The organism is Flavobacterium sp. (assembly GCF_027533505.1).
GTDB lineage: Bacteria > Bacteroidota > Bacteroidia > Flavobacteriales > Flavobacteriaceae > Flavobacterium.
Genome location: NZ_JAPZUB010000034.1, coordinates 55,019 through 66,385, shown reverse-complemented (window position 1 = coordinate 66,385; position 11,367 = coordinate 55,019). Strand labels below are relative to the sequence as shown.

Below are 11,367 nucleotides of genomic sequence, written 5' to 3'. Positions count from 1 at the left end.
GTATGCGCTAAAATCAATCATAAATGAAAGTCAAAGTCCGCTAAAGAAAACCGTGTTGTTAATAGCTACATCATTCTCCGCATGGTATGAATTTAAAAACATAATAAATTTACCGTATATTAATTAGACCATAGCCTATTTATTTTAATTTCTTTTCGCCCTAGTTATTTTCAAAGCGGAGCTTTGAGGGATCAACGGAGTTGAATCCCTTTCGTGATATTGTATTTATTTTAAAATTTCTTTTCGCCCTAGTTATTTTCAAAGCGGAGCTTTGAGGGATCAACGGAGTTGAATCCCTTTCGTGATATTGTATTTATTTTAATTTCTTTTCGCCCTAGTTATTTTCAAAGCGGAGCTTTGAGGGATCAACGGAGTTGACTCCCTTTCGTGATATTATTGTTTATTTTAAAATTTCTTTTCACCCTTGTTATTTTCAAAGCGGAGCTTTGAGGGATCAACGGAGTTGAATCCCTTTCGTGATATTGTATTTATTTTAATTTCTTTTCGCCCTTGTTATTTTCAAAGCGGCGCTTTGAGGGATCAACGGAGTTGACTCCCTTTCGTGTTACTATTGTTTATTTTAAAATTTCTTTTCGCCCTAGTTATTTTCAAAGCGGCGCTTTGAGGGATCAACGGAGTTGACTCCCTTTCGTGTTATTATTGTTTATTTTAAATTTCTTTTCACCCTTGTTATTTTCAAAGCGGCGCTTTGAGGGATCAACGGAGTTGACTCCCCTTCGTGTTATTATTGTTTATTTTAAAATTTCTTTTCGCCTTAGTTATTTTAAAGCGGCGCTTTGAGGGATCGATGGCGTTCCATTTAGATTGTGGGGTTGTTGTAAACTTTCTTTCTTCAAAACCATCATCACAGTGCCATGTTTGTATACAGCCCCGGGCGCAACGGCATCCGTGGCGGAGGGCACCGTAGGCACGATACAGTGGAGCACGGGAAGCCGCATTCTTGCGGTGTGGGGATATCCGGCTGCCAAAATCAATTCGAAGGTCTTGGTTGGAAATGGGAAAGGATACGGAAACGGGTTGCGCAATTAAAACGTTTGTTTTCGGACAGTGAATACACGATGTATTTTGTTATCTTTGGGTTTTATGGGCACATGGGGGGAATTTTAATTGCACTATTTTTTTTACTCATAGTATTGACTTTTGCGATACTATTTTTTTACTTTTTTGTCAATATACTCGATTATTTTATCGCTGAACTCATTGGTCATCCTCTTCGATTTCCAATTCGGTGGAAAACGAAAAAGGTATCGTTGCACCAGTCCAGTTTACTTCACCATTATTTTTCCTTTTACCGTCGTTTACCACCAAAGCGAAAAATTGAGTTTGAACACCGTGTCGCGCATTTCTTGGAGGTTTATGAAATTAATGGAAGGGATTTTACTGTCACAGAAGACGTTCGGATGCTTGTCTCGGGCACCTATGTGATGCTCACCTTTGGATTTCGGGATTACCTAGCGGATGTTTTTGAGCGTATAATCATCTATCCTGAGGTCTATTATTCGAATATCACGGATCAATATCACAAAGGGGAATTTAATCCTGCCATGCGAGCGGTGGTGTTTTCATGGGCTGATTTGCTCGAGGGACATTCGGTAGACAACGACAATTTGAATTTGGGGATTCACGAGTTTACCCATGTACTGCATCGTAATGCGCATCAAGAGCGCACTACTACAGCGTCTGTATTTAAACGGCACTACAACAATCTCATGCAATTTGTGAAGCATCCGCATATTCAACGGCAAATTGTCGAATCCAACTATTTTCGGGATTATGCCTTTACGAATGAATACGAGTTTCTGGCGGTCGTCATCGAGCATTATTATGAAACGCCTTTAGAATTTCGGTCGCATTTTCCTAATCTTTTTCGGAAAGTCAGTCGCATGCTCAACCATGCCCATACTTTGCAATTACCAGAAAATCGTATACAACGCCGCTAGAATTCCGAGCACAAGTATGCTCCACACGGTAAAAGCCGGTGATGTTTTGAAAAGCGAGGCCTCTAGTTCCAGTCCGTTGGGTGTCACCCCGCGTTTGTTTTCATAAAGGCTGATGCCTACCATACCCAAGACACAAATTAGAAATACAAAGCCCATACGGTCTACAAACGGAATTTCATAAAGTCCATCGGCATTGGGGACAGCAAATCCGGTGTTGTAGAGGAATTCTAAATTTAGCAATCCCGGTAAAAATTTGAAAAGTAGCGAGAGTAAGAATCCGCCGATTGTGGCAAACAAAGCGGCATTGGAGGTTGTTTTTTTCCAGAAAAAGCCAAGGATAAACATGGCAAAAATACCCGGACTTACAAAGCCGGTATATTCTTGAATGTATTGGAATCCTCCTTTTTTGTCAATCCCTAAAAAGGGTGCCACGAGGATAGCGATAAGTAATGCCGCGATGACTACTTGTTTTCCCACTTTTACCAACTGCGCCTCCGATGCGGGTTGCGCTCGGTTTTTGTTGTAAATATCCAAGGTAAAAATAGTCGCAATACTGTTGGCTTTCCCAGCCAATGAGGCCACAATCGCGGCGGTTAGTGCAGCGAAGGAGAGTCCTTTCAATCCCACAGGGAGTAAGTTCAATAGTGTAGGATAGGCGCGGTCTGGATTGATACTGCCGTCTTGCATTATTTCGTGGCCAAAGTAGCCGTTTTGATGTAGCACATAGGCTGCAATACCGGGAATAACCACGATAATTGGCATGAGTAATTTTAAAAAGGCGGCAAACAAGATCCCTTCGCGAGCCGTTTTCAAATCGGCGCCTAAGGCACGCTGCGTAATGTATTGGTTACAGCCCCAATAGTTCAAATTGATGATGAGCATTCCTCCAATCAGTACCGACAAACCCGGTAAGTCCATGTAGTTGGGATTCGTTTTGTCAAAAATCATGTGAAAATGATCAGAGGCATTCTCTTTCATTAAGGTAAAACCGTTCCATACGCCAGTTGTACCGTATTGCTCGGCGACTAAATTCAATGCGAGATAGGTTGTCACGAGTCCACCCAAAATCAAAAAGAACACTTGAATCACATCGGTGTAACCAATTACTTTCATGCCCCCAAGAGTAATCATAAGGGCAAAAACAGCCAAACCAATCATACAGAGCGTTAGGTTTAACCCCGAGATACTACTGATGGCCAGTGCACCGAGGTATAATATGGAGGTTAAGTTGACTAAAACATACAGCAAAAGCCAAAATACCGACATAATCATGGCTACTTGACCGTTGTACCGTTGGTGCAGGTACTGGGGCATGGTGTAGATTTTATTTTTTAAATAGACGGGTATGAAAAAGACAGCTACAAGGAGTAAGGTAAATGCGGCCATCCATTCGTAAGTGGCAATAGCGAGTCCCATTTTGAATCCGCTACCACTCATGCCAATAAACTGTTCAGCACTGATATTGCTGGCGATTAATGAAGCACCAATCGCCCACCACGTGAGTGAACCCTCGGCTAAGAAATAGTCTTTACTATCGGTTTCTTTTTTTTTCTTTTTATAATAAATGTAGCCTCCGTAGCTTACGATAAGGATAAAATAAAGGAAAAAGACAATGTAATCTTGGGTAGCCAATGTTTTCATACTACGTTTGTTTATAATGTTGGTTGGAGGTTTCCCTGAGAATAGCAGCACTTTGCTCGGGCGTGATATCGCGTTGTGCTTCGCCGAGCATTTCGTAGCCTACCATGAACTTTTTGACCGAGGCACTGCGCAATAAGGGCGGGTAAAAATGCATGTGCAAGTGCCACTCGGGGTGCTGCATCCCATCGGTAGGGGCTTGATGTATTCCTGCCGAATAGGGGAATGGTGTTTGAAAAAGATTGTCGTATTTGACTGTAAGCACTTTTATCGCCTCGGCAAATGACGCCTTTTCGTCTGCAGTAAATTCAAGGATATTTGAAACTGTTCGCTTGGGAAGCAACAATGTTTCATAAGGCCAGGTTGCCCAAAACGGAACCACAATGATGCAATGAGCGTTGCTGTAGACTACTCGTTCTTCGGCCCGTATTTCTGCCTGAATGTAATCGGAAAGCAGATTCGTTCCGTTTTGTTGGAAATAGCGAGTCAAATGCTCATGTGTTTTGGCTACTTGGGTAGGAAGTGATGATTGTGCCCAGATTTGACCGTGGGGATGTGGATTGCTGCATCCCATGACGGCGCCTTTATTTTCAAAAATTTGAACATGGTTAATATAATCCAGTTGCCCTAATTGTTGGTATTCGTTTTGCCAAGTAGCAATAACTTTCTCAATGGCTGCTACGTTCATTTCGGCTAAGGTCAAATGGTGGTATGGGGAAAAGCAAACAACACGATTGATGCCGCGCTCCGGTTGCAGTTTAAAAAAAGAATCAGGAGGCGTAATATGCTGTACCTCCTGATTCAGTAAGGCGGCAAAGTCATTGTCAAAGACAAAACAGTCCGAATATTCAGGGTTAATTTCTCCATTGGCACGTGTATTTCCTGCGCACAAATAGCATGAAGGGTCATGAGAAGGGAGCGTGTCACTAACAACAGTTTCATGTTGTCCTTGCCATGGGCGTTTGGCCCGTTGTGGGGAAACTAAAATCCATTCTCCCAACAAAGGATTGAAGCGACGGTGGGGGTGTTCGTTTCGATCAAAAACCATCATGCTTTTTGGTATTGGGTGGTTCCTTTTGAAATTTTAACAGGGTAGTAGTTCAAATGGATACCAAATTTTTCAAAATACGCCGATTTCATCGTGGCGATAATTGTTTTTTCTTGAATTTTTGGAACGAGATTAATAGAGCAGCCTCCAAAACCACCGCCCATCATTCGGCTTCCTAAAACACCTTCGTGTTGCACCATTGTTTCGACCAAAAAATCAATTTCTGGGCAACTAACTTCATATTCTTTGGAGAGTCCCCAGTGCGTTTCGGTCATTGTTTGTCCCAGCAAAGGATAGTCTTTCGCTTGCAATGCCGCAATGGCTTGACCAACACGGGCTATTTCTTTGACGACAAAAAGGCAGCGCTTGTAAATGATATCGCCTAATTCGGTTTTGAGATTTTCAATCATTTCCAACGAACAATGGCGAAAGGTATGTACCTCTGGAAACTGCGACTGAATCATTTTTAAACCCACTTCCACCTCATTTCTTCGATCGTTATAGCCTGAGGTAAGGTGAGTGTGTTTGACACAACTGTCCAAAAGTAGCAAACTGTAGTCCCCCAAATGGGCATCATAATAGGAATAATCCAAGGTAGTACAATCGAGTTTGATGACCTTGTTTTTTTTACCAAAAACAGAAGCAAATTGATCCATAATACCGCATTTTACGCCTGCAAAACGATGTTCTGCTTGTTGGCCAATCAAGGCAATCTCCTGACGGGAAAGCCCAAGGTCAAATAGCGTATTTAGAGCAAAAGCCAATCCGCACTCGACCGCTGCCGACGAGGAAAGGCCCGATCCCATGGGTACGGTGCTGCTAAATGCCATTTGAAAACCCGATACCTTTTTGTTCCGACGCTTGAGTTCGTCCAAAACGCCGAGGAGGTAATTGACCCACATGGTTTCAACAGGGGCCAAATTATCGTGAATCGAGAGCGAATAGGATTCGTTGATGTCTTTGGCATGAAAAGAAATGGTATCGTTGTTGGTTTTTCGCAGGGCAAAACATACGTATTTATTGATGGCGGCAGGCAAAACAAAACCGTCATTGTAGTCGACATGTTCCCCAATGATATTGATTCGTCCAGGCGATAGAAAAATAGCGTCAGGGACTTGGTTGTAAATGCGTTGAAAATAGTCGCGGGTGTGACGTACAAGTTGCTTTTTCATGAAGGCTTATTTGGTTTGGGTCAATGTTAGGGTTGCCGTTTGGAGTCCATTGGCTGAGGCCTTTAACAGGAAGGTTCCCGCGGTGGTTCCCGCCTGAATAATTACTTGGCATTTTCCATTAAATGCATTGCGTTGCCAAATGCCATTTGAAGATTGATCGGGTTCGTGCGAACTTGGATCGCCGTTTCCAACACCAATGATTTTGGCCTCTCCTGTGAGTTCAAATTGGACGCGGTTATCGGCTACAGGCACTTCACGACCTTCTGCATCGACAATTGAAAGGTTGACAACGATTACATCGGTACCATTGGCTTGGCATTGCACACGGTTGGGTGTAGCGATAACACGATGGGGCGTTCCGGTAGTTTCTATATGTGCAGTGATGCGTTTCCCTTTTTTATACCCAACCGCTTCAAGTTTGCCCGGTTCATACGGGACAGACCATTTCAGATGACTATTGCGGGGCATGATTTTTTTACCCAAACTTTTTCCATTTAAAAAAAGCTCCACATCTTCTGCATTCGTGTTGACCCAAACTTCAACAGCTTGTCCCCTTTTTTCCGTCCAATTCCAATGAGGAGAAATATGCATTACTTCTTCATCTGTCCACCAACTTTTGTAATAATAATAAATGTTTTTTGGAAAGCCACACATGTCCAAGATGCCAAAATGCGAATTGATGTTGGGCCATTTGTAGGGTGTAGGTTCGCCGCGATAATCAAATCCTGTCCAGACAAAGCCACCCATCCAATAGTCGTTTTCGGCCGCTAATCGCCACCAATCTTCGGCTTTGCTCGCCCACCAAGGTGCTGTGATATCTTGATCAGGAACGTACGCTCGAATGGGGTCTTTTTCATAAATACCGCGTGTAGTTACGGTGCTCCCCATTTCGGTTCCAACCAGCGGTTGTTCGGGATGGTCGTTGTGGTAATCGGCAACAGCATACTGCCGGTAATTGAAACCACGTATCGGAATGACTTCATTCACGCCTGGAAATTCATTCCCCATGTCGGCGGCATACGTACTGGTTCGTGTAGGATCAAGTTCCCGTTGTTTGGCCAGTAAAGTAAGGGCAATTTTTTTACCGAAATCATTTTTCTGAATCCAACCTTCTTCATTCCCAATTGACCATAAAAAAACCGAAGGATGATTGCGGTCGCGTTTGATCAGTCGGGTGAATTGATCCAAATATTCTGCACTGCTGTTCAACAAGCGCTGTTCGTCAACCACCAACATACCGAGACTGTCACACGCTTCCAGCAGTTCACGCGTAGGCGCATGATGACTGGCTCGATAGGCATTGGAGCCCATTTCTTTCAGTAGTTTTATTCGGTAATACTGCAAATCATCGGGTAAAGCACTGCCCACCCCTGCATGGTCTTGGTGGTTGTTGGTTCCTTTAATTTTAAGGGATTTTCCATTCAAGAAAAATCCTTTTTTACCGTCAAATGCGACGCTACGAATTCCGAACTTTATTTTGTGTTGGTCGACGATTTTTCCATTTTGTTTGATAACGGTTACGGCACGATACAGGTACGGATTGTCAATGTCCCAGAGCAGCGGATTATTGAGTATAATTTTTTGTTTGATGGTACCTTGTTGGTTGGTCGTCAAGTTGAGTGACTGTTCGCTCGACTTCCCTAGTATTTTTCCATCACGAGAGGTAATATAGGTTGCAACGGTACAATAGGTAGGGGAAAAGTTTTTATTGGTCACTGTGGTTTCAAGGGTTACGGTTGCTTTTTTACCCTCTATTTTCGAATGAACAAAAAAGTCCCCATCGGCCACGTGCAGGGAATTGAATTGATGCAACCAAACATGCCGATAGATGCCTGCTCCTTCATAGAACCAACCTTCATACTGCGTAGCATCTACACGAACGACCAATACATTTTCTTTATCTACTTGAATATAATCGGTTACATCATACGAGATGCCCACATAGCCACTTTGGTTGGTTCCTACATAAAATCCATTGAGCCACACGGATGCATTTCTAAAGATGCCATCAAATTGCAATGCATACCGGTCGAGTCCAGCTTGTGGGGTAACGCTAAAGCGCTTGCGGTACCAACCAATGCTGGTCTCTGGAAACCGTCCGCCGACCGGTTTGTAGCCGTGCGACTCCACTTCATAGCTCGGATCGTACACAAAAGGCAAGGATACGGCCCAATCGTGGGGAATGTTGATTTTGGTCCATGTTGTGTCTACAAATTTCGGATCAATTGCGGTTTGTGCGGCACCTCCCGATTTGGAGAAAATGGTAGCCAAACTGTAGTTGAAATCTTTTTCAGGTAATGCAGCATGTCCGAAATGAAAGCGCCAATCGTTATCGAGTTTGCTGATACGTTGCGCTTGGGTTGAAAAGCAAATACAGCCCAATATTCCAATATAGAGAAAGATTTTTTGCATAGGTTTAGTTTTTAAAAGCGTCCAAAGCGGGTGAAGGCTGGCCATTTTCCATCCAAGCATTTAAGCTGTAGTGACTCCAACTTTGAATGCCTTGAGGTTCCCAATAAAATACGCCCAAGCCACGGAGGTTAGGAACTTTTCGTACCGCATTTAGCGTAGCTTTTAGCAATTGAAAGGTATTGTCAACTTTGGAGACTTCACCGCCTACTTCAACAATCATTACGTCTTTATTGTATTTTTTAGACAAGGTAATCAAATTCGTTTCCAAATCGGTGATCGTCTCTGAGTAATCCTTTTTAATCCAAAAAGGGTAGTAGGAGAGTCCAATGATATCGTAACGCACTTGGTGCTTTGTGGCTTGGTCAAAAAAGATGTTGAATTTTTCAATATTATTTCCTTCATCCACATGTACGATTACTTTGGTGTTGGGATTTACGGCTTTGGTGGCGTCATATCCTTTGTTAAGCAGTTGTGCCAATTGATTCCAATGTTGGGTGCTACCGTCGGGCCAGAGCATTCCACCTGGAATTTCATTGCCAATTTGAACCCAATCCGGGGTGATGCCCGCGACTTTGAGGGCCATAAGGACATCAAGCGTATGCTGGTAAACGGCATCGCAAAGTTGTGGAAATGGTAGATTTTCCCATGCTTTGGGTTTGTTTTGTTTGGCAGGATCGGCCCAGGAATCGCTGTAATGGAAATCGATAAGGATGCGCAGGCCTAATTTTTGTGCCCGAAGTGCCATAGCTACCGTTTCTTCAGTATTGCAATGGCCGCTGGTTTTGTCGTTATTAGGGTTCACAAAAACGCGCAATCGGATGCTATTCATGCCCAATTCTTTCAAGATAAGCAAACAGTCTTTGGGTTGGCCTTGCGGGTCTTTGAAGACGATACCGCTGGCTTCCATTTGGGGTAACCAACTCACATCGGCTCCTTTGGCAAAAAAGGGTTCTTGCGCCCAAGTAAGGATAGTGCCCCACAGGCATAGCGTTGTGAATAGCTTTTTCATTTTCAATTAATTGGCATTAAACACGCTCATCGCAGGTAAAGCATTTTGGTCAAAGTCCCATAAGGCTTGATTTTCCCAACTGGATCCATTGGTTGCTGTGGGTCCTCGAAACGCCACCCATTCCGCGCCCCAATAGCAAAATCCAACACCTACGGGCGATTGATTTACCATGTTTTTGATGGCTGAGAAAAAGCCGCGTTGGCCATTGGGAGTGGCGTCAAAACCGGGGATTAATTGGTTGTTTAGTCCTACCACATTGTTGGTAAAATCATCAAAGCCAAGGGTGAAAGGGTAGGATGTTTCGGCTAGCATCACTTTTTTATTATGTAAGTTGCCAAGCGTATTCATTTTGTTTTGTACATCGACCAAACTTTTTCCGTGCCAAATGGGGTAATAGGAGAGTCCGATATAATCATAGTCAACCTGAGCTACTTTTCCAAAATACCAATCAGCACCTGTTAAACCGGCAAAATGAAGCATAATTTTTGTGGCTGGATTGGCCGAACGAACGGCTCCACAAGCGGCATTTACAAGTTGTAAATATTGATTTTCTTGTGTTGAAAGGCGTCCCTCAGGCCACAGCATGCCGTCGTTGGTTTCGTTGCCAATCTGAATGATATCGGGTTGAATTTCGTTGACAATTTGGGTGGTGTAACTGATTACAGCATTTTTCAAGCTGTTAAAATCCATACTCTGCCAAGCTACAGGTTTGGTTTGGTGTCCGGGATCGGCCCAAGTATCAGAATAGTGTACGGTGATCCAAACTTTCAGCCCCGCTTGTTTGATGCGTTGTGCAAAGGTTTTTACCTCATTAAATCCACTGTGTCCGTCGGCTGGATTGTGCCAAAGACGAATGCGAATGGCGTTGCATCCTGCATTTTTGAGCGTAAGAATGGGATCTTCAGCCACTCCGTTGTTTTTATAGACGGTTCCCTCACTTTCGATAAGCGGAATAAAAGACGCATCCGTAGCGCGATAAAAGGTCGGTTCGGGAGTAGGCGTTGGACTTGTATTTTCTTCGCTGTTGGAACAAGAGAAAAGAAAGATAAGACTACATAAAGAGAGTAACTTTTTCATATGCTTATTGTTTTTGAAATTGAAATAACGTTTCGTGCAAATAGGGTTCTCCTTTTCGTAGCACGGTATTCGGAAAATGGGGGTGATTGGGGGCGTCGGGAAATTTTTGGGTTTCAAAACAAATGCCACTTAGGCTGTGGTAGGCGGCTTGTTCTTTGCCTGTAATGGTATCAAAACAGTTGCCACCGACATAAATATGTACCGCAGGTTGGTTGGTAAAAACATCCATACGCAATTGGTTTTTCGGACTGTATAAAGTCGCGGCATGGGCATTCGAAAGAATAAACGTCGTATCACACGCTTTAGGACACGCTCGAAGTTGCGCAAAATCATGGGCAGTTTCACGAACGGAAATACGATTTCCTGTGGGAATCATATCTGAGGTGGTCTCCAATTTTTGTGAGGCATAGAGTTGCAATTGCATGCCATGAATCGAAGTGTCGTGTCCGTTTAAATTGAAATAACTGTGCTGGGTGAGATTGAGGAATGTATCGGCTGTTGCGGTTCCTTTGAAGGTTACTTTTAGGGTGTTGTTTTCCAAAAGTTGATAGGTTACCCACAAGGTTAGTATGCCCGGATAATTTCCTGCTCCTGCCGCCGAGGTGTAAGTATAGGTCAAACTCGGATTTTCACCAAATGTTGCCGATTTAAACCGCCACAATTGATTGCTTAGATTGGTCGAGCCTCCATGCAAATGGTGTGCACCCGCATTGGTTTCGAGTTGAATGATCTCACCATTTAGCGGTGCTTTTCCTGCATTGATACGCCCAGCATAGGGTCCCACTACAGCTCCCATAAAAGGGGGGTTGGGTAAGGAAAACGATTGAATGTAATCGGCAACCGATTCAAAGCCGAGAACAACATCGACCGCATACAGCACATTTACGGGAATTTTTAATCGCGTAATCGTCGCCCCAAAATCAGCCACAGAAAGTTCCATACCGTTTTGATTGCGAATGGTGCGCAAATACACATCCTGACCCAAAGGCGTTGTCCCGAAAAATTGTGCTCCCGTTGCCGACTGCAGTTGCGAATGTGACGATTTCATCC

At 43.6% G+C, this 11,367-nt stretch carries 9 protein-coding genes; 1 reads left to right on the top strand and 8 read right to left on the bottom strand.

Annotation, left to right across the window (positions count from 1 at the left end):
- Positions 1-779: 779 nt before the first annotated feature.
- Positions 780-1,046, bottom strand: coding sequence for a hypothetical protein (locus O9316_RS07935; RefSeq protein ID WP_298203613.1), 267 nt, complete (start codon positions 1,044-1,046; stop codon positions 780-782).
- A gap of 33 nt (positions 1,047-1,079) precedes the next feature.
- Between O9316_RS07935 and O9316_RS07930 the strand changes: the two genes are divergently transcribed.
- On the top strand, positions 1,080-1,961 hold the full coding sequence (locus O9316_RS07930; RefSeq protein WP_298203612.1) for a zinc-dependent peptidase: 882 nt from the start codon (positions 1,080-1,082) through the stop codon (positions 1,959-1,961).
- Here the strand turns inward: O9316_RS07930 and O9316_RS07925 are convergent.
- The 7 genes from O9316_RS07925 to O9316_RS07895 are packed head-to-tail and all read right to left on the bottom strand — an operon-like array spanning position 1,932 to position 11,365.
- Positions 1,932-3,602 carry a sodium/sugar symporter gene (locus O9316_RS07925; protein ID WP_298203611.1) on the bottom strand — a complete coding sequence of 557 codons (1,671 nt, stop codon included), beginning with the start codon at positions 3,600-3,602 and terminating at the stop codon, positions 1,932-1,934. The two genes, O9316_RS07930 and O9316_RS07925, sit on opposite strands and share 30 nt — an antisense overlap.
- Before the next feature lies 1 nt (position 3,603).
- On the bottom strand, positions 3,604-4,650 hold the full coding sequence (locus tag O9316_RS07920) for a UDP-glucose--hexose-1-phosphate uridylyltransferase (protein ID WP_298203610.1): 1,047 nt from the start codon (positions 4,648-4,650) through the stop codon (positions 3,604-3,606).
- Positions 4,647-5,819 carry a galactokinase gene (gene galK / locus O9316_RS07915; RefSeq protein ID WP_298203609.1) on the bottom strand — a complete coding sequence of 391 codons (1,173 nt, stop codon included), beginning with the start codon at positions 5,817-5,819 and terminating at the stop codon, positions 4,647-4,649. Before galK ends, O9316_RS07920 begins: the two co-directional genes overlap by 4 nt.
- Before the next feature lie 6 nt (positions 5,820-5,825).
- Positions 5,826-8,231, bottom strand: coding sequence for a beta-galactosidase GalA (gene galA, locus O9316_RS07910; protein WP_298203608.1), 2,406 nt, complete (start codon positions 8,229-8,231; stop codon positions 5,826-5,828).
- 4 nt (positions 8,232-8,235) lie between these two features.
- On the bottom strand, positions 8,236-9,240 hold the full coding sequence (locus O9316_RS07905; RefSeq protein WP_298203607.1) for a glycosyl hydrolase 53 family protein: 1,005 nt from the start codon (positions 9,238-9,240) through the stop codon (positions 8,236-8,238).
- A gap of 6 nt (positions 9,241-9,246) precedes the next feature.
- A complete protein-coding gene (locus tag O9316_RS07900) occupies positions 9,247-10,317 on the bottom strand; it encodes a glycosyl hydrolase 53 family protein (protein WP_298203606.1) in 1,071 nt (356 codons plus the stop codon).
- Positions 10,318-10,321: 4 nt separating this feature from the next.
- Positions 10,322-11,365, bottom strand: a complete 1,044-nt coding sequence (locus O9316_RS07895; RefSeq protein WP_298203605.1) for an aldose epimerase family protein — start codon at positions 11,363-11,365, stop codon at positions 10,322-10,324.
- Between the last annotated feature and the right edge of the window lie 2 nt (positions 11,366-11,367).

Bases quoted from the DNA above. Each gene is read 5' to 3' on its own strand.
- O9316_RS07930 (WP_298203612.1), top strand. From the start codon at position 1,080: ATGTATTTTGTTATCTTTGGGTTTTATGGGCACATGGGGGGAATTTTA.
- O9316_RS07925 (WP_298203611.1), bottom strand. From the start codon at position 3,602: ATGAAAACATTGGCTACCCAAGATTACATTGTCTTTTTCCTTTATTTT.
- O9316_RS07920 (WP_298203610.1), bottom strand. From the start codon at position 4,650: ATGATGGTTTTTGATCGAAACGAACACCCCCACCGTCGCTTCAATCCT.
- galK (WP_298203609.1), bottom strand. From the start codon at position 5,819: ATGAAAAAGCAACTTGTACGTCACACCCGCGACTATTTTCAACGCATT.
- galA (WP_298203608.1), bottom strand. From the start codon at position 8,231: ATGCAAAAAATCTTTCTCTATATTGGAATATTGGGCTGTATTTGCTTT.
- O9316_RS07905 (WP_298203607.1), bottom strand. From the start codon at position 9,240: ATGAAAAAGCTATTCACAACGCTATGCCTGTGGGGCACTATCCTTACT.
- O9316_RS07900 (WP_298203606.1), bottom strand. From the start codon at position 10,317: ATGAAAAAGTTACTCTCTTTATGTAGTCTTATCTTTCTTTTCTCTTGT.
- O9316_RS07895 (WP_298203605.1), bottom strand. From the start codon at position 11,365: ATGAAATCGTCACATTCGCAACTGCAGTCGGCAACGGGAGCACAATTT.